The organism is Petrimonas mucosa, assembly GCF_900095795.1.
Lineage (GTDB): Bacteria > Bacteroidota > Bacteroidia > Bacteroidales > Dysgonomonadaceae > Petrimonas > Petrimonas mucosa.
Map to the genome: position 1 here is coordinate 149,769 of NZ_LT608328.1, position 20,507 is coordinate 170,275.

The window sequence follows — 20,507 nt, forward strand, 5'->3', positions numbered from 1 at the left end:
TTCTAAATAAACAATCATCAAATGGCAGAAAACAACACACTTATTGTTTATGCTTCCCGGCACGGTGAAACTAAGAAGTGCGCACGGGAAATCTTTAACCTGATCGATGGCAAGGTGGATATATGTGACCTGGGAAACAGGGTCTCTTTTCCGGATGCCTCAACCTATGACACCATCATTATTGGCAGCTCCATCCATCTTGGGAAAGTGCTGGAGCCAGTCTCCAATTTCTGTAGCGCCAATCTCGAACTGCTCACTCAAAAGCGGATCGGGCTCTTCATCACCTGCCCCGACACTGGGGAAAAGGCCGAAAAGCAACTGAGACAGGCTTTCCCGGCCGAACTGTTGAACGGCGCTGTTGTCAGTGCCTACTTCGACGGAACATTCGACAGCTTCCGGCTCTCCATCCTGGAAAGGATGATGATCTACCGGCCAGGCGGTGGATCGGGAGCGCAGTTGTCGCCCTCCTCCTGGAAAAAGATCAAACAGTTTGCAAAAAAAATGAACCCGTCCCATGCCGAGGAAGAGTAAAAAACCCATCTTTCTGCCTCTGGCCTTGGCTATTTACGCCATCGTCATGGCCGTGATAGGATATCCCAACTACAAGCAGTCTGGCAACCTCAACGAGTTCTGGACGGTCGTCGGTGCATGCCTTGGCCTGGCGGTTCTGCTCCATTTCGTTTTAAGGCTGAGAGAGAAAAACCGGGAAAAATTCAAAAAAGAGTAGTTTCTTGTCACAAATCCGATACCGCGTCGTCTTCTCTGTAACGGGAGGAGAATTCCCCTATTGCATTCACCTAACATTCAAAATTATGAACCGACGTTTATTGATCACATTGTTGTGCGGATTATTCACATTCGCACTCTACAGCCAATCTTCGATCTCGCTGGAACAGTTATACCGAAAATTTGCTAACGCCCGGAATGTAGAAAAGGTTAGCCTGGGCGGATTGAAGGCACTGCTGTTCAAACCTCTGTCGGCCAAGTATGGCAATGGCTTTTCCATTTCGGGCATACATGTGCTGGAACTGGATGGCTGCTCCAACGAGGTAAAGCAGCAGTTCAACACCATGGCTGAAAAGCTGCGCGACGACAAATACGAGGTGCTGCTCAAGGCGAACGAACAGGACGAGAAGACCCGGATTCTCGCCAGGATAGAGAAGGAAGAGATTCGCGAGCTGGTCATTCTCTCCTTGGGTGATGAACCGGTACTGGTTCGCATCAAGGGAAAATTCAAGCCCGAACATATACAGCAATTGGTCAACGTTGACAACAATGGGCAATGAAGAGTTCAAAAAGCGTTTTCTCCCCTTTCATCCGATGATCTACCGGATTTCGCACCATATCCTTGAAAACGGAGAGGATGCCAATGATGTTGTACAGGAGGTCTACATAAAGCTTTGGGAACAGCGTGAAAATATAATGAATATCTGCAACGATGAAGCCTTTGTGGTGACGATGACCAAAAACCTCTCCATCGACTGGCTCAGGAAAAATCGCCGTTTGAGAAGATCGGCTGCTGAAAAGATAGAACCGGGGTTTGAGAGCAGGGATGAAGAGAGAATTGATGCCCGCGACGAGTTGTCGAATTTGATGAAGTGCCTTTGTTCATTGCCAAAATCTCAGCAGGAGGCGATCAGGCTCAGGCACTTTGCCGAGATGTCGGTTAGCGAGATCGCCGCAACGACAAGGCAGACGGAAACCAACATCCGCCAATTGCTTTCGAGAGCGCGGCGGACAATAAAGGAGAAATTAAACAGAGACGGAAATGGAAAGCAATGATATCAGAAAATTACTGGAAAAATTCTACCAAGGAGATACATCGCTGGAAGAGGAGAAGGTACTGACCGCTTTTTTTCTCCAGGACGATATCCCCGACGAGCTTCTATCCGACAAGAGACTCTTTTGCGCACTCAATTCCGAGTCGGTGGAAGTTCCTGAGGAATCTGCCAGGACGATAGAGATGCTTATCGACTCGTTCGGCGAGGCAGAACCGTCAATCAGGAAAATCAGGTTCTTCCACGCGAGATATTGGATGGCCGGCGTTGCGGCATCACTGGCTCTCCTTTTCGGAATCAATGAGTTCCAGAAGCAGCAGAGGGAGACAGCGCTCTTTAGCGATACATACAATAGTCCCGACGAGGCATACCGGGCCACGGTTGCGGCCCTGCAACTCTTTTCGGAGAATTTCTCGATGGGGACCGAATCGGTCGAAAAGGCCAACATGCACCTGGAGAAGGCACAGGAGATAATCAATCATTCACTTAAATAACGAGATAAACATATGAAACATCCATGTTGAGAATTTAAAACATCCAAGGGAATGAAAATGGAAGATTTCCGTACATTTGCCGTACTCATTGAACGGAATAATTTATGGAATCACAAGTGTCATTCAACCAGGTCGTCTCCCGGGGATGCGGGATAGACGTCCACAAGAAGATGTTAGTGGCCACCATAAGTGGCGAAGGACTTAGGACGGAAACCCGTGAATTCGGGACCGTGACGCGCTCTTTGACAGAATTAAAAGACTGGTTATTGGAAAACAGGGTAACCCACGTTGTAATGGAGAGTACGGGAGTCTACTGGAAGCCTGTCTATCATGTCCTCGAGCCCTCGGGATTGACGGTCTGGATAGTCAATGCCCGCCACGTGAAGAACGTCCCGGGGCATAAGACGGACAAGCAGGACAGCAGGTGGCTGTGCAAGTTATTGCTTGCCGGCTTGCTAAAACCCAGTTATATTCCCCCTCGTGAACAACGGGAGTTACGGGATTTGACGCGTTACCGGACCAAACTGGTACAGGATATCTCCTCGAACAAGAACCGTATCATCCGCATCCTGGAAGACTGCAATGTGAAACTTTCGAGCGTGTTAAGCGATACCTCGGGAGTAACGGCAACCAGACTGATCGACAAGTTGTGTCAGGGGAAAGAAGTGACCATGGGCGATATTGAAGAGGTATACCACAAAAAGATAGAAGCCACCAAAGAGGAGCTTTTTGAAGCCTGTAACGGTTACATCACCGACCACCACATCTACCTGCTGGGCACTATCCGGGGGGACAACCACCACCTGGAGTCTCTCATACGGGATTTGGATGAAAAGATCAAACAGGCCCTTGCCCCTTATGAGAATGCCCTGGAACGCCTGCGGGAGATCCCGGGATTGAACCGCAAGAGCGTGGAGGACCTTATCGCCGAGATCGGGCTGGATATGGATGTCTTCCCCAATGAGAATCATCTAAGCAGTTGGGTGGGCGTTTCACCGGGTAACAACGAGAGTGCCGGTAAAAAAAAAACGGACGCACCACCCACGGGAACAAGCAGGCCAAATCCATCCTGAGCCAATCAGCGTGGGCGGCATCGCGGACAAAAGACACGTTCTACCATGCCCGGTACCATCGCCTGGCGGCCCGCCGCGGCAAGAAAAGGGCCATAGTGGCCGTGGCCCACTCCATCCTCAAGTCGGTGTATCATGTCTTGAAAGACGAAGTCCCTTACAATGAACTGGGAGCCGATTATTTAAACAGCCGGGTGGAAGCAAGGCGCAAAAGGTATCTGAAGGCAGAGTTGGAAAAGATGGGATATTGCGTCGAGCTTGTCCCGCATAATCCCGTCAGTCCTGCCGGAAGTTGAAAGTCTCCAACCCTGACATAAACGGGAAACAAGTACCAAAGGTCGATTTTTACTGGCGTACGGCGCGACAAGGCGTCTAAGTCGAATATGAAACTGACCTCAACAGGTAAGCACCCAAGGTTGTTGCCCAAGAGCACGCATATGAAATTTTAAACCCTTCTTACCTGTTTGTCTTTCCGATAACCGGTGCATTTGTCCAAAAGATGAGTGCTGTCTTTTGTTTTGTCAAAACGAAGAAATATAATTTTTAAAATGAATTAAATCATTAATTAATAGATATTTATATATCGAACAATTTACATATGAAAAAATCGATCTTATCCATACTATTGCTGGCGTGCTTCACATTCGCCTTTGCACAGAAAAATCCGTTCGAAAAGTTCTCCGACATGGACGGTGTAACATCGGTCTACATTTCTAAGACGATGTTGTCGCTGATACCCAAAAATTCAAAGGTGGATTATGGAGGTGTGAATGTGGGGGAGTTCCTGAACAAGCTCTCCTCGATCCTTATCCTCACATCTGAAGACCAGAAGATTGCTCCTCAGATGTTGGCACTGGCCAATGAACGTGTAAAGGGAAATGAGTACGAACTGTTGATGCGGGTGAAATCTGACGATAACGATAACGTCAATTTCTATATGAAGGGCAAACCGGAAGAAATCCACGAACTGATCATGATTGTTGCCGGAAATGATGGTGAAAATGTGATCATGCAGTTCCTGGGTAATTTCTCCCTTCAGGATGTCCAGAAGATGACCGAAGGGTTCAATAAGTGATCTTCCGCTCCACCACTGTCAAATCCGTTGAACAGTTGCTTGTTCAACGGATTTTTTGTGTATATTTGTCGCTCTATCATCTATAGAAACAGTATGAGATTACCCGCCACTACCCTATTCTTACTGCTGAGTATCGCCTTATCCGCCCAAACTACACAGATGCAGTACCGTTTCAGGGTCTACCTGAAGGATAAGGGGAATTCTGAAGTCACGCTATCCGAACCGGAGAAGTTCCTCACACCCAAAGCCATTGAACGAAAGAGACGCCAGCAGGTGCCAATCGATCAATCGGATCTTCCAATCTCTTCGGATTACTTCAATCAGCTGAAGAGTGTGGGTGCAAAACCTGTCTCACATAGCAAATGGTTCAATACGATCGTGATCCAGTTGAACGACAGTTCACGGATCGATGCCGTTCTACAGTTGCCGTTTGTGGACTCGGCACGGTATGTATGGCGGGGCATTGAACGGAACCATCGTTATTCTGTCCGTCCCAGGCTGGGATGTATGGAGTGTCCCGATGAAGCTGACCCGGTAACTCCCTTCGGAATCACCACAAAACAGTTCGCTCTCCACAATGCCCGACAGATGGCGTTGAGCGGATTCACCGGCAGAGGAATTGAGATTGCGATTATCGATGCCGGGTTTACCAATGTTGATGTCATCCCGCAGTTCGACGAGGTCAATATCGCCGGGTTCAGAAGTTTTGTACCGGAAGGCGATATATTTGCTTCGAGCGACCACGGCACAAAGGTCTTTTCAACCATGGCTACCAACCTGCCCGGAGTGATGATTGGCTCGGCTCCCCACGCAACCTACCACCTGCTACGTTCCGAAGATGTGACGAGTGAATTTCCGGTTGAGGAGGATTACTGGGTCAGGGCAGTCGAGTATGCCGACAGCATCGGGATTGACCTGATCAACACTTCTCTCGGTTACACCGATTTCGACGACTCAACACTGAATTACCGGCATGTCGACCTGGATGGCAAGACCTCCTTGATGAGTCTTGCTGCCGACAAGGCATATGAAAAGGGAATGATTCTGGTCACCAGCGCAGGAAATGAGGGGAGTAAAGAGTGGCAGAAGGTATCGCCGCCCGCCGATGCAAAGCATGCACTCTCCGTGGGGGCAGTGGGAATCGACAGCCTTATCGCTCCATTCAGCTCAAAAGGGTATACCGCCGACAAGCGGTTAAAACCCGACATTGTCTCCGTGGGCAAAGCCACCATAACAATTGGTCAAAACGGACTGATCGGGTTTACAAACGGAACTTCACTCTCATCTCCCTTTATGGCAGGGCTCGTTGCATCGTTATGGTCGGCCAATCCCAACCTGTCCCGTGCAGAGGTAATTGATATCGTGAAACGGTCGGCCGACCGGTATAACCGTCCCGATTCCGTTTATGGATACGGTATACCCGATTTCGGGAAAGCCTTGAAGGAGGTGCTGGGGAGCCTGGAGCCTCACAAGAAGAGGGTTGTTGAAAGGGAGTTCTCCATAACACGCAGTGCGAAAGAGAGATTCGAAGTCCTGCTTACCGAAGCAGAACTCTCACCAGATGCCTACAGGATCAATCTGGTAGACGAATCGGGGAATCTGATTGCAGAATACCGGTTTGAAGAGGGGCAGCTCACTCTTCCCGTTCAACGGGAGGTACTGCAAAAGAATAAGTACCTGCACTTTATTTTCATGTCGCCATTTACACAAAAGACGATCCGGTTCAGGTTATGAATAGGCCATCACTTTCACTGTCGGAACTAAACGGCCAGGTGCGTGATGCCATTCACGACCACCTGCCCGATACCTATTGGGTATGCGCCGAAACCAGTGATGTGCGCCTGAACCGGAACGGACACTGCTATCTGGAGTTTATTGAAAAGGATCTCCAGGGACAGAACATTATTGCGCGAGCCCGCGGAGTGATCTGGAACGATGTGTATAAGATGCTCTCCTCATACTTCGAAGCTGAAACCGGTCAGCGGTTTGTATCGGGATTAACAGTACTGGTACGGGTTTCTGTCGATTTTCACGGGCTTTACGGATATTCGCTCTCGGTAGTGGACATCGACCCCTCATTCACCATCGGCGAGATGGCCCGAAACCGGCAGCTTGTTCTCAAAAAACTGGAAGAGGAGGGGGTGATGACGCTGAACAAGGAGCTGACTCTGCCCGAACTGGTCAACAGGATTGCGGTAATCTCCTCTCCCACGGCAGCCGGTTACGAAGATTTCTGCGATCAGTTGACCAACAACCCTTACGGTTTTGTTTTTTATCCACGGTTATTTCCGGCCATCATGCAGGGCGAACGGAGCGAATCATCGATAATTTCCGCACTCGATACCATATACGCACATAGAGCGCACTTCGATGTTGTAGCAATTATCCGAGGTGGTGGCTCATCATCAGATCTCAGCTGCTTCGACTCCTACCTGCTGGCAACCAACTGTGCCCAGTTCCCGCTCCCGGTGATTACCGGAATCGGCCATGAACGTGACATCACCGTGGTAGACCTGGTTGCCCATACACGGGCAAAAACACCTACGGCAGTAGCCGAGTTCCTGGTCTCACACACCGCACAGACCGCAACGGCACTGTTGGAGTTGCAGCAACGCCTGGTGGAAAAGAGCAGCATGGCTGTCCAGACAGCAGAGATCCGGCTGGCCGAGCTCTCCCGGCGTACAATACACGCCTCCCAGATATTTGTCAGGGATGAGCTTTCCACAACACGGCAGCTGACGGCTCTTCTTAAACACCAGACCGATAAGCTGCTACAGCACGAAAAACATCTCATGTCGGAGAAGAGCCAGTATATCCATATGGCTTCACCTGAAAATATTCTGAAGCGGGGATATACCCTAACGCTGAAGCAGGGAAGGATCATCAAGTCGAAAGAGGAACTGTTGGAGGGAGATATTATTGAAACCCTGTTTGCAGATGGAAAGGTTGAATCTGCCGTAACCCTAAAATAAATCTATCATGGCAACAAAAGATCTTTTCAGAATTGTACTGAGGAGTTTTGGCCTCTATTTTCTGGCCACCGTAATCTTCAACTACCTTCCTAGTATCATGGTCTTGTTCAACACCATGCCCCTACTTAGCCTGATCCTCTCCGTGGTTGTGCTTCTCCTCTTTGCATCTATTTTTGTGCAACTGATCTTCAAGCCCGATCCAATTATCAGTCTCCTGAAGCTGGACAAGGGGTTCGACAATGAGCTACTCTCCGTAAAGGAGTTCAAATTGATCAACTTGCTGAATCGCTACCGGGTTACTTTTAATCGTACACCAGCTGCCCACGGTTCTGAGCAACCTCCTCTTTCGGTTTACGAACTATTCTGCCATAGCCTGGTTTATCATTAGAAAAGATATTTTAAAAAAAGAGATAAATGAAAGAATCGACCCTGACATATTCTCAAGCCAAACAGGAGCTTGAAGCAATAGTATCAGCAATTGAATCTGGGGAGCTGGATGTGGACGCGCTGACAGAAAAGGTGAGACGCGCATCCATGCTCATCGCATTCTGCAAGGAAAAACTGACGAAAACCGACGAGGAGTTGCAGAAAATTCTCGAACAGATCCAGTGATGATTCAGTAGCCATGATTCCAGAACAACATTTTAGCGTAATTATCGTTGCCGGTGGCAAGGGAACAAGGGCCGGAGGAGAGGTGCCCAAGCAGTTTCAATCCATTGGTGGTAAACCGATGCTGATGCGCACCATAGAGGCTTTTCACCGCTTCGATTACAGGATGCGGACAGTAGTCGTGCTACCCGCTGCCTACCGGACTCTCTGGGAAGAGCTCTGTCGGCTGCACCGCTTCATACTGCCACATATCCTCGTCAACGGTGGCGAGACACGTTTTCACTCCGTGAAAAATGGACTGGCGAAGATCGGGGAGGATGAGATCGTAGCTATCCACGATGCGGCCCGTCCATTCGTATCACCGGAAGTGATCGGGAGATGCTTCGGTGAAGCTTCCGACTTGCGGTGCGGTGTCATTCCGGTAGTCGGGGAAAAAAACAGCCTCCGGCTGCTCAACGGGGAGACAAGCAAAGCGATAGACCGCAGCAGAATTCGGGTTGTACAAACCCCGCAGGTTTTTCCTGCCGATCTGCTGAAAGCAGCCTACCAGACCACTTTTCACGAAAGATTCACTGATGATGCTTCGGTAGCCGAGGAGAGTGGCATTCCGATAAAACTCGTGGAAGGTGATGAGAAAAACATCAAAATCACCACTTCGATCGATTTGGCATTTGCAGATTTTTTATACGGAAACAACCTCATCTGAATTACTTTTTGTAAACATTAAATCGGTATACAGCCCCCATTTAACAACAAAAACACCAAATTTTTAAAAAAAACTTTTCAAAATGATACTCAATTGTCGCTTTTTCTCTATCTTTGTGTAATGAATTAAAACGAGTTCCCATGGAAAAAATAGACAAACTAGACAGGCAAATACTCGAAATTATCTCACAGAATGCCCGCATTCCCTTCAGGGATGTAGCAGATCAATGCGGAGTTTCACGCGCCGCCATTCATCAGCGTGTCCAACGGATGGTAGAGAATAATGTTATCACGGGATCGGGTTATCACGTAAATCCCAAAATTTTAGGATATGCCGCAAGTGCCTATATCGGCGTGAAACTAGAAAAGGGGTCGATGTATAAGAACGTGATTCCCGAATTTGAGAAGATTCCCGAAATTACCGAGTGTCATTTTACCACAGGCCCCTATACACTTCTTGTCAAACTCTATGCAAAAGACAACGAACACCTGATGGATTTGTTGAACAATAAAATCCAGGAGATCCCGGGTGTTGTGGCTACAGAAACTATGATTTCGCTCAGCCAGAGTGTGAAAAGAGAAATACCTATCATCAAGGAGTCTCCCCGCGAGTAATCTAAAAATATTAAATAAAGTTAATTGTCAAACTTTTTTGTCTCTCAATATTGTTTATATTATAAACTGGTTTATTTTTGTATCGTGTTTTATTTATAAACAACCCATTTCATTCACCCTTAAAAAAAGAAACAATATGGAAGAAAAACCGTTAAATGAGAAAGAGAGTCTGGAACTGATTACTCAGATGATTCGGAATACACAGAAGAAAATGGAAAAGGGAAGTGGGCTACCCTTCCTGATCTGGGGTTATGTGACCATTGCCGTCTCATTGGCGGTGTGGTATCTGCTTGTCCATACCGGGAATCCCTATTGGAATTTTCTCTGGTTTGCCATACCCATCATCGGATTCCCGGCAATGATGCTCACCATGAAGAGGAGTAGAACCCTGCCCAGAACTTATATCGACCGGGTGATCGGCTATGTCTGGATTGTAGTGGGGGTATCGGCATTGATCCCCTCCATTGCGGCAACCGTTGTCGAGAGCTTCCCGATACTCTTCCTGGTGGTATTGCTCATCAGTGCCGGTACAGCCATGACCGGCCTCATCATCAGGTTTACACCCCTGATCATTTCCGGCTTTGCAGGAATGATCCTTTCGAGCCTCTGTCTGATACTCCGCACATCGCTCGATTCGATTCTGGTCTTTGCAGCACTATTCCTGCTGGTTCAGGTAATCCCGGGGCATATCTTGAACTATAAAAGTCGGAAAAGTCATGTTTAAGGAGCTCGATCCATTGCTACACTCCGAACTTCGACTGGCCATCATGTCGATCCTGCTTTCGGTGGATGAAGCCGACTTTGTCTACCTGAAAGAGCAGACAGGGGCGACTTCCGGCAACCTGAGCGTGCAGATCGACAAACTGAACGATGCAGGGTATATAGAGGTGGAGAGGGGGTTTGCAGGGAAACGGACCCGTACTGTCTGCAAGATAACTCCGGTTGGCGTGAAGGCGTTCGAAAATTATGTGGAATCGCTTAAGAGTTATCTGAAACTTTAACATTTCCGGAGATAAAAAATGGGGTAAATCTCAACAAGAGATCTACCCTATTTTTGTCGGGATGAGGTGACTCGAACACCCGACCTCCACGTCCCGAACGTGGCGCGCTAGCCAACTGTGCTACATCCCGATCTTTTCGACTGCAAAGGTACAATATTTTTCCTTTTGTCAGAACAAAATTGAAAAAAAACTCTTTTTCGAAGGAGAAATCAATAAAAAAAAATGTTACATTTGCAGTAACTTTTGCGGCAATAGCTCAGTTGGTAGAGCACTAGCTTCCCAAGCTGGGGGTCGCGAGTTCGAGTCTCGTTTGCCGCTCGTTCATCATCAAGCACTTATCGGTTTATTCCGGTAGGTGCTTTTTTCTTATAACAAACAAATAACAAACATGCGCCCAGAAAAACAATGAAAAGAAAAACAACGTTATCTACTGAAATCGAATAATAAATAGTATGTTTGCTATTCAAAATCATGGATTATGGCACGTCCCCGCAAATATACCTTTCCCCTTTCCGATCTGAGAGGATTTGAAGATGTAAGGCTGGAACTTAAATCCAACCCTGAACTTGATGGTCTTGATATTGAAAACGCAGTTATAACCCTGAAGCAACGTAAGCAGTCATATACCGCACAGCCTGAAAACCTTAAAAGAGCCCTTGTATCACTTGAACGATATATTTCCCGAAACGGTATCACCGAACCGGTCGAGTTGAGCAAGCGTGAAATGAGCGATATATTATGCATTTCCCGTCCGACCGTTGATAAGTGGATCGATGCGGAGATTATCAAGGCAGAAATCCCTGAAACTGCAAGTGACAAGTTCAGCAGCATTCAGTATTATCCGCATATCTTTACTACCCGATCCATATTGCAGGGATTGAAAAAGTTGGTAGATAAATTATAGTTATACAGTATCTTATAACTGTTGCCACCTCTCATTTCCAGATACTCCCCCTTTCTATTTATATTTATTTAACCGAAAATAATTACCACTTTACGTTTGGCATCGAGTGGCTTCGACTGTCTCCGGATTGACTTATATAGTTGTTAAAAGGTAAAGTTTAATCCTTATTATTACTTTACATTTGTCTATGAATGGCATCGAGTTACTTCGAATAAAGACATTTGTAAACCGATTTTGTGATTTGATTTTCAGTAATATACGACTTTACTTTGTGCGATGGATTTCTATTTATAATTTAAAAGAAAACGTAATGGAGAAAATTATTATCACAACACCCGACGAATTGAAAGCGCTGGTAAAGGAGGCGGTACACGGGTTGCTACCGGCACCGGCAGAACAAAAGAACGATACGGATGCCGCCAACCTTGTGGAGATACTCGCCTTCCTGAAAGAAAACGGTTATCCCACATCCAGAGGGAAGATGTACAAGCTCACTTCCGCAGGAGATATCCCGCACCGGATGTATAACGGCAAACTTGTCTTTTCACGGAAAGAGGTACTGAAATGGGCTGCAAGCCAGACACGAAACCGACATGACTATAGTGAAATCACCCGAACCGTTGCCCGTAGCGCACGCAGGAAAATGAAATGAGGTCATGGGAAATAAAAGAGAATATATCCGTGTCGGGACAACCCTGTACAAGAATGTAAGGCGACCACTGATCAGTGGCGATTTTATCGAGGAGAAGATTGTCTGGAGCTATGAAGCACTACGGCAGGATTACGGGAAAAACAGTCTCCCCGAAATCGGGAAATACGACGGCTTTTGCATCATACCCAGTCATATAGACTACCGGCAGGTATATGGAACTTTCCTCAACCAATACGAACCTATTGGCCATACACCATGCGAGGATGATTTTCCTTATATTCGGCTATTTCTGGAACACATTTTCGAGGAACAGATAGAGTTGGGATTTGACTATATCCAACTATTGTATGTCCGTCCGACACAAATGCTGCCCATTCTCCTGCTTGTATCCAATGAAAGAGAAACGGGCAAGACAACGTTCCTGAAATTCCTGAAAGCATTATTCGGGAAGAATGCCACATTCAACACGAACGAGGATTTTAAAAGCCAGTTCAATGCCGACTGGGCAAACCGGCTGTTGATCCTGGTCGATGAGTTGCTGTTGAACAGGATGGAGGATACCGAGAAGATCAAGAACCTGTCAACAGCCGGAGACTACAAGATTGAAGCCAAGGGGAAAGACCGTCGTGAGATCGAGTTCTTTGCCAAGTTCGTACTCTGTTCCAATAATGAAAAGAACCCGATTATCATCCCGAGGGAAGAAATCCGTTTCTGGGTTCGTAAAATCAAACCGGTCGAAAAGGATATAACTTCCCTAAAGGAATTGATGACAAAGGAAATACCCTTTTTCCTGCATTTTCTGAAGAACCGGAAGCTATCCACGCAAAACGAATCCCGCATGTGGTTCAAACCCTCGCTGCTTGAAACCCCTGCGCTGAACAAGATAAAGAAATACAATTCGAGCAAGGTCGAGATTGAAATGGCTTCCTATTGTGCCGAGGTCATGGAACGGCTCAACCTGACCGGAATCCATTGCTGCCCGAAAGATTTACTTGACGTGGTACGGAATGCAGGATTGAAAGCAAACCTTCCTCAAATCCGGAACATTCTAAAGGATAACTGGAAGCTCCGTTCGGATCACAACAGCGATTATACATTTTACAGTATAGGCCCTAACGGGGAGATAAGTCCACTGGACAGGAAAGGACGGTATCTGGAGGTAGGGAAAGAGGTGATCGATAAAATCCTGTTGTGATGTTTTTCTTTCATCGTTAATTGGTTAATAATCAATGAAATAAAAATAACAACAAAAGCACAACAACCGTACAACAAAACCGGGATTGTCGGGAACGGGCGGCAACGGAAATAATACTTGTTGTGGAAGTGTTGTCAGTGTAATGTATTGTAATACAGCAAGTATTGGATAAACCGCAACAAAACAACAGAAAAATGAATAGAGACAATATAAAAAACATACAGATAAGGGATTACCTGAAAAGTCGGGGATTTTACCCTGCAAGGAAATATTCCGGCTACGGGATGTACAGGAGCCCGTTCAGGGATGACAGCACGCCAAGCCTCAAAATCGATTATTCCAAAAATCTGTGGTACGACTTCGGAAGCGACGAGGGAGGAAGCATCATCGACCTGGTGATGAAACTGGAGGGATGCACTTTCAATGACGCCATCGAACATCTGAGGGAACAGCCGCTCATACCCATGGAGGAGCAACGATCCTTTTCCTTTCACCGGAACAGCGGAAAGAACAGCGGTATCACCCTGATCGAAGATAAACCGCTGGAACATCCCCGACTGCTGGAATACCTGAAAATCCGGAAGATCAATGCGGACATCGCACGGGAACAATGCAGGGAGATACACTACAGCGCAGCAGGAAACATCTACTATGCCATCGGCTTTGCGAACAATGCCGGAGGCTATGAACTGCGCAATTCCTCATTCAAGGGATGCATCGCCCCCAAGGATATCACCCATATCCGGCAGGAGGACGGAAAGGAAAGCTGTCTCGTTTTCGAGGGGTTTATGGACTATCTCTCTCTGCTTACCATACACAAACAACTCAATCCGGAATATCCAAATTCCAACCGGCACGACCATATCATTCTCAACTCGACGGCAAACCAGCAGAAAGCATTACCGCTATTAGCGGACTACCAACAGATACATTGTTTCTTTGACAATGACAAGGCAGGGATGACCGTTTTCAGGAAACTGCAAAAGGAACTGGGTTGCCGTGTGCGGAATTCCTCGCACCATTATTCGGGGTACAAGGACTTGAATGAATACTTGTGCGCAGGGGCACATTTGAAACACAGCCGATCTCCTAAGAAGCCAGTCCAAAAACCAAAAAGGGGATTAGGAATTTAATGCGGCAAAAAATGGGATACCTTATGTTTTTGGGAGTAGCAAGTTTATGTTTTGGTAGTACCAAAACCCGCTTGCTCCCCGAATAGGGAGAAGAAATCCCGCCGGTCTGGAATGAAATCATAATGAAAAATGACATTGAGAACGAAAGTATGAACACGATAAAAAAGGGAGGAAGACCCGCCAAGAAACTGGGAGAAAAACGCAAGTACACCGTCAGCGTGAAACTCGACACGAGGGAGTATATCTCGCTAAGGACAAAGGCAAACAGTGCAGGGATCAGCAGGAGTGAATTTATCCGGCAGTCCATATCTGGGAGCATGATCCGTCCACGGATAACCCCCGAACTGAACGGCCATATCCGCAAGCTGTCGGGGATGGGGAACAACCTGAACCAGATCGCAAGGAGAGCGAATGCCGAGGGGTACGCCAATGCAAGGGGGGAATATCTCCGTCTGGCAGTCAAGATCGATGACCTGATAGAAACTTTACGCAATGATGGCTAAGATCACAAAGGGAAGTTCATTCAAGGGCGTAATAAAATACGTCATCGATGAAAAGAAAGAGACACGGATACTCAATTCGGACGGCTTACGGCTGAAAAACCTGAATACCGTCATCGACGGCTTTGTAACGCAGGCAGGGATGAACGGCAGGGTATCGAAACCGGTCGGGCATGTCTCGCTCGATTTTTCGGCACAGGACAAGGAAAAGCTATCCGACAAGGTGATGGTAAGAATCGCCCATGATTACATGCAGCGGATGGGGATCACCGGTACACAATACATCATTGCCAGGCATTTCGACAAGGAACACCCGCACATCCATCTTGTCTTTAATCGGGTTGACAATAACGGCAAGACCATATCCGACAGTAACGACCGTTACCGGAGCGAGAAGATCTGCAAGGAATTGACGCACAAGTACGGATTATACTATTCCACGGGCAAGGAGAATGTGAAGCAACACCGCCTGCGTGAGCCGGACAAGACCAGATACGAGATATACGAAGCCCTTAAAACTTCCGTCCCGAGGTGCAGGGACTGGAAACAATTGATAAGAGAACTTGAAAGATCAGGAATCAGGACGGAATTCAAGACCAAAGGCAATACCACCACCGTGGAGGGAGTAAAATTCAGAAAGGGAGGGTACACGTTCAACGGCTCGAAAGTGGACAGGATGTTCAGTTACTCGAAAATCGACTACCAATTAAAACAGAACGTCCGACAGTCCATGCGGCAGGATCAGGCACAATCGATATCGGCAACGGTACACAACAGTACAGAATCCATTGTATCGGGATTGGGAGGACTGTTCGACATCCGGCCTGCAAGCGGGCATGATGACGATCAGGCATACCTGTACCAGCAACCGAAAAAAAAGAAGAAACGCAGGTACGGCCGGCAGATGTAGTCTACATAATGCAGTCAATATCTCAATAAGTCATGGCATCATGATCTCATTAAATAGTACTTCAATGCATAAATGCAAGGGTGCAATAAAATATCAAGGTAATAACACAATAACACATTAAAGAAATGAAGAATAAAGACGTAAACGAGATATACACGCTTTTCGAGGAAATCAGGGAGATTGTAAAGGCAGGGAACAGTAATAGCGCTCCCACCCAACCCGAAATACTCGGCTTGTCGGCCATCGACGAGTTATCCGGTAAACTGGATGAAGCCATCAGAGAAATCCGCAAACCGGTTAGGACTGAATACCACCATATTTTCAGTATCGCTTCCAGTAAGGTATTTTACGGGATGATCGGGTTATGTATCATGTGCCTAATTTTATTTTTCATCGTATTCTACCAGCAGAAAGAAATCACTACCTGCAAGGACAACGATTTAAAGTACCGTTACGTCCAGATGCAGGGAGAAATCACCCCTGCAGGTGTAAACGATCTCGACAGTATTTTCGAGAACCGGAGGGATAGCGTGAGAATGATCCGTAAACTGGTGAAACAGCACGAAAAAGCAGTTATCGAAAAAACCAGAAGGTTGGAAAGGGCAAGGCTGAAAGAACTGGAAGCAGAGCAGTTGAGACAGGATGTGGAAAATTTCAAACACAAAAAATAAATTTCACAGCGATCAAAAAACACACTTTTGTGTGTTGTGTACACTATTTTTCTTCACGACCTTTGTTGCAAAAATAAGACAATATGGAAGAAAGATACAGTAGGAACCGAATTTATGTCCGCCCGGAAGAACAGCAACTCCTCAAGCATTTCCGCATCCTGCTGGGTGGTGCAGGTATCGGCAGTATTATAGCCGAGTGCGCATTGCGGTTCGGATTTGAAACCATTACCATCGTGGATGGCGACGTGGTGGAAGAATCAAACCTCAACCGCCAGAATTACCGGATGCAGGATATAGGTAAACCCAAAGCCGAAGCTTTGAAAGAGCATTTATTGAGTATCAATCCAAATGCTGACATTACGGCAATAAATACATTCATCGATGCCGGCAATGTGGAAGAACTGGTTAAAGAACAAGATGTTGCCATAAACGCATTGGATTTCCAGTCGGATATCCCGTTTGTTTTTGATGAATGGTGCCAGAAGTATAATGTCCCGGTCATACACCCCTATAATCTCGGTTGGGGCGGATTGGCATTTGTGGTGGAGCCTACAGGCCCGCAACTGAAAGACTTTACCGATAAATGGGAGAACTTTGAAGTACAGCTTATAGAGCGCATTGTGAATTACTTTAAACTCTGGGTACAACCCAAGCCGTGGATTGAAAAAATCATCACCCAATACAAAAATGAAAAAAGTATACTTCCGCCACCGCAACTTCCTATCGCTTCGTGGATAGCCGCCGGATTGTGCACCAACCTGTTGTTTTGCATTGCCACGGGGCAAAAGACAAAACGCTATCCAAAATTTTATCTGTCATCCATTATAGATGACAGGAATTAAACAGGGGAGACAAGTAAAGGTATTGTAAAGCTTCGAGCTCCACTTTGAATTATACTATATCAGCCTGTGGTGAATGGCAAAACCAAGGGCTTCGGTTATGTTACCCACGTTTAATTTCTCAAACAGTAACCGTTTATACCCCTTGATGGTATCGACCGACTTATGGATCTGTTCAGAAATTTCGTTCATCGTGCAGCCTTGTGCGGATAACCGGAGCACCTCTTTTTCATAATCCTCCAGTTCTACACCCGCATATTTGACCCATTTTTTATTTTCCGGATGATACCTCCAGCGCGAATTACAACCCTGACGGGAAATCTCGATATTACCGGCTTTCGTCTGTGAGGAGAGGGATACCGAGCATAACGCCAACCATATCCTGCCGTCCCTTGTCAAATGTAGCGGTGTGATTTCATGGTGGACAAGCATAGCCTTGCCTGACGGTTGTTTCATATGGAAATCGTAACCAAGCGTATATTCCAGCCGGTTCACAGGCGGAACAGACTCCGAGAACAAAAAACCTGCCCGGTTGATTTCCAGTAGAAGTGGCAGGTCTGCATCCGTCACACGTTCAAGATAAAAATCGTATCCCATATCCCTGACCTTTCCGGCAGGCATACCACAAAGGAATAAAGGGTTTTCAGACACATACAGGAAGTTTTTCCTGAAATAGTCAATGACGTAAATACTTACATAAGTAGTTCGTGAGAACGCATCCAAAAACTGAATATACCTTTCCATGGGTGCATAGTCCTCATCAGGGACAAAAAGAATTTCATTCTCCTGAATGAAAAAATCCTCTTTTTTAGCCATACAACACTCCTTTTAATAAAAACAGACGGATCTTACATCCGGAACTTAAGAAACACACTTTTGTGTCATTCCCTTTTGCCCCGACAACTGTACTTTTGTGTCCGTAAATATAAAAAAATAAATCTAAATAATGGATAAATTCATTACATTTTACGACAAATATACCATCTGGCAATTGTCGGAGGATAGTTTGCATGAACTTGCCGGATTTGTGGTGCGGGAAAACTACAAGCATCATTCCAATAGCCGGCCCAATATTCATTTCGATGCAGAAGTCGAAGCAGTATATCGGGAAGAAGTGCGTTATTTTAACCATTCACGGATATTTGTAGCAAAAAATAGTGAGAATAACATTATAGGAGCCATCCGCCTGATGCTGTGGGATGGGAGAGAAACACTGCCCATACAGTCTTTATTCGGCATTCAATGCCTAAACGATATTTCACCCGATGATAGTTGTTCTGCAATTTGGCATATAGGACGATTGGCAGTCAATACCGATATCGGCCGTCATGGATTGTTACTGTTCAAATCGCTGTTGCTCTATGCCATGTACCCGATTTGCAACAGAAAGAAAGGGATTGTGTTTGCAGAATGTGATAGCAAACTGCTGCGAACAATGAAACTAATGGGTATTCGGGTGCATAGCCTTGGCAATGGGATCGAATACCTCGGTTCGGAAACAATCCCCGTTTATTCCACATATGATGACCTTGTTGGTTTTTTTCGTGAGAACCAATCTTCCTACGGTATCAATCAAGCCAGTGTAGTTGCTTGAAATGCAATTGTAAGGAACAACCAAGTGTCATTACGACGGCTTTTTTGGATCAGAATTGAAAAATATTCCGTAAAACCAGATGTTTTTTGCCCAAAGGAAAAAGAGGCTGTCTCATAATATAAAATGAGATAGCCTTTTTTCTGTCTTATTTTTTCACCAGGAATCGATTTCTTCTGTTTTTCGAATGTGAGTTTCTAAACTTTCTGCTATTTGGAGGGTAAAAAGCATATAAAAGGAAAAAAAACAGCCCATTAAGGCCTTATGATGCTACTTTTGCCAGGTTATGGGCAATCGAGAGCAATCCAAACTCCACTTCTGTCCTGTCCTTGCCTCTGCAAAGGAACCGCTTGAAGTTTTTATTATTTTTCAGGTTACCGAAGGTGGCCTCCACATCCTGAGGCCTTTGACTTCGATGCATCAACCCTTCTTCAGAGAGCAACTTCTCTTTCTCTTTGGCTTTTAACTTGCTTAGCCTGTGATTGACTTGTATCACCCGGTCATTCCTGGATTTGTGGCAAAGAGACCTTAAAGGACATCCCTGGCAACGAACCGCCTGGTAATGATGTACTTCTTGTGTAAAACCGGTTTTGGTTTTCTGCTTTTGTATATAGATCAGGCGCATGGGTTGTCCCATGGGGCAATAAAAGCAATCCTGTTTCTCATTGTAATAAAAGTTGGAAGAACGGAAAGGATCATTCATCCATTTCCCGGATTGCTCCTTGTGGAAGTAGTTGTACTTGATAAAGGTGTTGATCCCTTTTTCCTGTGCGTAAAGATAATTCTCCTCGCTGCCATAACCGGCATCGGCAATGGATTCTTTCGGGTAGAGGCCATAAAGGGATTTATACTGCTCAAGATGTTCGATGTAAGTGGTGGTATCGGAGGTGGTCTGGTGAAGACTGTAATTGGTGATGAACTGGTCGTTGGTGGAGATCTGGACATTGTATGCCGGCTTGAGTTGCTTATTACGCATGTAGTCCTCTTTCATCCGCATGAAAGTGGCATCCGGGTCTGTCTTGGAGTAACTGTTGCGACCCTGCAGGATTTTCTCCTGCTGCTCGTATCGTTCCAGTTGCTCCGGCCAGGCTTTCTTCACCCGTTTCACCTTCTGCTTGATCTTCTTATCGCAATCCACATCCCGCAGGGTCTCATCGATCTTCTCCACCACCTCACGCACCTTCTCGCTGCTGATATCTTCGGGCAGCAAAGGGGCCTCCTGGAGCAACTCCTGCTTGGTCACCGATTCGGCGTAGGCCCACAGCTCGTTGATCTCTTCGGCAATCTTTCCCGTCCTTGTTTGGATTGACTTGCCCCAGACAAAAGTGTAGCGGTTGGCAACAGATTCAATCTTGGTGCCATCGGTATAGGCTCTTTCCAGGCTAACGAAGCCTTCTGCCTCCAGGAACTTCACAATCGTAGCAAAAACCTCTTTCAACATCCCTTTCAATCGTCCCGAACGAAACCAGTTGATGGTGTTATGATCTGGAACATTCATCCCGCTCAGCCACAAGAATCGGATGTCATTGCGCGATAGCTCTTCTATGCGGCGGGAGGAATAAACATTACGAAGGTAGGCGTAGACAATCAGCTTGAGCATCAAGCGAGGATGATAGGCGTGACTGCCAAGGTGAGAGTACTTTCTGTACAAACTCTTCAAATCTATCTGCTCGATGATACGGTGAACTACCCGTACCGGATCGTTTTGCGGGATCATTTCCCCCAAACTTGGTGGAAGTAGCAGATTATCGTTGGTAATGTAAGATTTAAACATTATTTTTGTACTAATTTAG

The 20,507-nt window shown here is 46.3% G+C and carries 27 protein-coding genes and 2 tRNA genes; 26 read left to right on the forward strand and 3 right to left on the reverse strand.

What is annotated here, in order from left to right:
• Positions 1-21: 21 nt before the first annotated feature.
• The 16 genes from ING2E5A_RS00575 (at position 22) to ING2E5A_RS00650 (ending at position 10,319) form a co-directional block, all read left to right on the forward strand.
• Complete coding sequence (locus ING2E5A_RS00575) at positions 22-531, forward strand: flavodoxin domain-containing protein (RefSeq protein ID WP_071135733.1); 510 nt, start codon at positions 22-24, stop codon at positions 529-531.
• Positions 515-727, forward strand: a complete 213-nt coding sequence (locus ING2E5A_RS00580) for a hypothetical protein (RefSeq protein WP_071135734.1) — start codon at positions 515-517, stop codon at positions 725-727. The genes ING2E5A_RS00575 and ING2E5A_RS00580 overlap by 17 nt, the downstream gene beginning before the upstream one ends.
• 85 nt (positions 728-812) lie before the next feature.
• Positions 813-1,286, forward strand: coding sequence for a DUF4252 domain-containing protein (locus tag ING2E5A_RS00585; RefSeq protein WP_071135735.1), 474 nt, complete (start codon positions 813-815; stop codon positions 1,284-1,286).
• Positions 1,276-1,782 (forward strand): RNA polymerase sigma factor, encoded by a 507-nt coding sequence (locus tag ING2E5A_RS00590; RefSeq protein WP_071135736.1) that lies wholly within the window; start codon positions 1,276-1,278, stop codon positions 1,780-1,782. The genes ING2E5A_RS00585 and ING2E5A_RS00590 overlap by 11 nt, the downstream gene beginning before the upstream one ends.
• Positions 1,769-2,272 carry a hypothetical protein gene (locus ING2E5A_RS00595; protein WP_071135737.1) on the forward strand — a complete coding sequence of 168 codons (504 nt, stop codon included), beginning with the start codon at positions 1,769-1,771 and terminating at the stop codon, positions 2,270-2,272. Before ING2E5A_RS00590 ends, ING2E5A_RS00595 begins: the two co-directional genes overlap by 14 nt.
• Positions 2,273-2,376: 104 nt before the next feature.
• Positions 2,377-3,345, forward strand: a complete 969-nt coding sequence (locus ING2E5A_RS00600) for an IS110 family RNA-guided transposase (RefSeq protein WP_071135738.1) — start codon at positions 2,377-2,379, stop codon at positions 3,343-3,345.
• A gap of 95 nt (positions 3,346-3,440) precedes the next feature.
• Positions 3,441-3,638, forward strand: coding sequence for a hypothetical protein (locus ING2E5A_RS15145; protein WP_092034235.1), 198 nt, complete (start codon positions 3,441-3,443; stop codon positions 3,636-3,638).
• Positions 3,639-3,940: 302 nt separating this feature from the next.
• Positions 3,941-4,417 (forward strand): DUF4252 domain-containing protein, encoded by a 477-nt coding sequence (locus ING2E5A_RS00610; RefSeq protein WP_071135740.1) that lies wholly within the window; start codon positions 3,941-3,943, stop codon positions 4,415-4,417.
• Between the two features lie 93 nt (positions 4,418-4,510).
• Complete coding sequence (locus ING2E5A_RS00615) at positions 4,511-6,151, forward strand: S8 family peptidase (RefSeq protein ID WP_083373106.1); 1,641 nt, start codon at positions 4,511-4,513, stop codon at positions 6,149-6,151.
• Entirely contained in the window at positions 6,148-7,389 is a 1,242-nt protein-coding gene (gene xseA, locus ING2E5A_RS00620) for an exodeoxyribonuclease VII large subunit (protein ID WP_071135742.1), read from the forward strand. Before ING2E5A_RS00615 ends, xseA begins: the two co-directional genes overlap by 4 nt.
• 7 nt (positions 7,390-7,396) lie before the next feature.
• Positions 7,397-7,777 carry a hypothetical protein gene (locus tag ING2E5A_RS00625; RefSeq protein ID WP_071135743.1) on the forward strand — a complete coding sequence of 127 codons (381 nt, stop codon included), beginning with the start codon at positions 7,397-7,399 and terminating at the stop codon, positions 7,775-7,777.
• A gap of 26 nt (positions 7,778-7,803) precedes the next feature.
• Positions 7,804-8,001, forward strand: coding sequence for an exodeoxyribonuclease VII small subunit (gene xseB, locus ING2E5A_RS00630; protein ID WP_071135744.1), 198 nt, complete (start codon positions 7,804-7,806; stop codon positions 7,999-8,001).
• Between the two features lie 13 nt (positions 8,002-8,014).
• Complete coding sequence (locus ING2E5A_RS00635; RefSeq protein ID WP_071135745.1) at positions 8,015-8,704, forward strand: 2-C-methyl-D-erythritol 4-phosphate cytidylyltransferase; 690 nt, start codon at positions 8,015-8,017, stop codon at positions 8,702-8,704.
• Positions 8,705-8,844: 140 nt separating this feature from the next.
• Positions 8,845-9,318 carry an Lrp/AsnC family transcriptional regulator gene (locus tag ING2E5A_RS00640; RefSeq protein WP_071135746.1) on the forward strand — a complete coding sequence of 158 codons (474 nt, stop codon included), beginning with the start codon at positions 8,845-8,847 and terminating at the stop codon, positions 9,316-9,318.
• A 136-nt stretch (positions 9,319-9,454) separates the two neighbouring features.
• Positions 9,455-10,042, forward strand: a complete 588-nt coding sequence (locus ING2E5A_RS00645; RefSeq protein WP_071138110.1) for a hypothetical protein — start codon at positions 9,455-9,457, stop codon at positions 10,040-10,042.
• Positions 10,035-10,319: a winged helix-turn-helix domain-containing protein gene (locus ING2E5A_RS00650; protein WP_071135747.1), complete on the forward strand. Its 285-nt coding sequence runs from the start codon at positions 10,035-10,037 to the stop codon at positions 10,317-10,319. The genes ING2E5A_RS00645 and ING2E5A_RS00650 overlap by 8 nt, the downstream gene beginning before the upstream one ends.
• 56 nt (positions 10,320-10,375) lie before the next feature.
• On the opposite strand, the gene ING2E5A_RS00655 is transcribed toward ING2E5A_RS00650, so the two are convergent.
• Positions 10,376-10,449, reverse strand: a tRNA-Pro gene (locus ING2E5A_RS00655).
• A 115-nt stretch (positions 10,450-10,564) separates the two neighbouring features.
• Here ING2E5A_RS00655 and ING2E5A_RS00660 point away from each other — a divergent pair.
• From ING2E5A_RS00660 to ING2E5A_RS00700, 9 genes are all read left to right on the forward strand, one after another.
• Positions 10,565-10,637, forward strand: a tRNA-Gly gene (locus tag ING2E5A_RS00660).
• Between the two features lie 160 nt (positions 10,638-10,797).
• On the forward strand, positions 10,798-11,223 hold the full coding sequence (locus tag ING2E5A_RS00665; protein ID WP_045088815.1) for a hypothetical protein: 426 nt from the start codon (positions 10,798-10,800) through the stop codon (positions 11,221-11,223).
• A gap of 310 nt (positions 11,224-11,533) precedes the next feature.
• The gene (locus ING2E5A_RS00670) at positions 11,534-11,875 is read left to right on the forward strand and encodes a helix-turn-helix domain-containing protein (RefSeq protein ID WP_071135748.1); all 342 of its coding nucleotides are present in this window, start codon (positions 11,534-11,536) and stop codon (positions 11,873-11,875) included.
• Between the two features lie 4 nt (positions 11,876-11,879).
• Positions 11,880-13,070 carry a primase-helicase family protein gene (locus ING2E5A_RS00675; RefSeq protein ID WP_071135749.1) on the forward strand — a complete coding sequence of 397 codons (1,191 nt, stop codon included), beginning with the start codon at positions 11,880-11,882 and terminating at the stop codon, positions 13,068-13,070.
• A 194-nt stretch (positions 13,071-13,264) separates the two neighbouring features.
• Entirely contained in the window at positions 13,265-14,203 is a 939-nt protein-coding gene (locus ING2E5A_RS00680) for a toprim domain-containing protein (protein ID WP_071138111.1), read from the forward strand.
• Between the two features lie 122 nt (positions 14,204-14,325).
• Positions 14,326-14,706 carry a MobC family plasmid mobilization relaxosome protein gene (locus ING2E5A_RS00685; RefSeq protein WP_231960403.1) on the forward strand — a complete coding sequence of 127 codons (381 nt, stop codon included), beginning with the start codon at positions 14,326-14,328 and terminating at the stop codon, positions 14,704-14,706.
• On the forward strand, positions 14,696-15,613 hold the full coding sequence (locus tag ING2E5A_RS00690; RefSeq protein WP_045088820.1) for a relaxase/mobilization nuclease domain-containing protein: 918 nt from the start codon (positions 14,696-14,698) through the stop codon (positions 15,611-15,613). Before ING2E5A_RS00685 ends, ING2E5A_RS00690 begins: the two co-directional genes overlap by 11 nt.
• Positions 15,614-15,738: 125 nt before the next feature.
• Positions 15,739-16,284 carry a hypothetical protein gene (locus ING2E5A_RS00695; RefSeq protein ID WP_052673052.1) on the forward strand — a complete coding sequence of 182 codons (546 nt, stop codon included), beginning with the start codon at positions 15,739-15,741 and terminating at the stop codon, positions 16,282-16,284.
• An 83-nt stretch (positions 16,285-16,367) separates the two neighbouring features.
• A complete protein-coding gene (locus ING2E5A_RS00700) occupies positions 16,368-17,126 on the forward strand; it encodes a HesA/MoeB/ThiF family protein (RefSeq protein WP_045088821.1) in 759 nt (252 codons plus the stop codon).
• Between the two features lie 54 nt (positions 17,127-17,180).
• Here ING2E5A_RS00700 and ING2E5A_RS00705 read toward each other — a convergent pair whose 3' ends face one another.
• A complete protein-coding gene (locus ING2E5A_RS00705; RefSeq protein ID WP_071135750.1) occupies positions 17,181-17,939 on the reverse strand; it encodes a response regulator transcription factor in 759 nt (252 codons plus the stop codon).
• A 130-nt stretch (positions 17,940-18,069) separates the two neighbouring features.
• Here ING2E5A_RS00705 and ING2E5A_RS00710 point away from each other — a divergent pair, with 130 nt between their 5' ends.
• A complete protein-coding gene (locus tag ING2E5A_RS00710; RefSeq protein ID WP_071135751.1) occupies positions 18,070-18,717 on the forward strand; it encodes a hypothetical protein in 648 nt (215 codons plus the stop codon).
• Positions 18,718-18,976: 259 nt separating this feature from the next.
• Here ING2E5A_RS00710 and ING2E5A_RS00715 read toward each other — a convergent pair whose 3' ends face one another.
• Positions 18,977-20,488 (reverse strand): IS1182 family transposase, encoded by a 1,512-nt coding sequence (locus tag ING2E5A_RS00715; protein WP_071135752.1) that lies wholly within the window; start codon positions 20,486-20,488, stop codon positions 18,977-18,979.
• Positions 20,489-20,507: the final 19 nt, after the last annotated feature.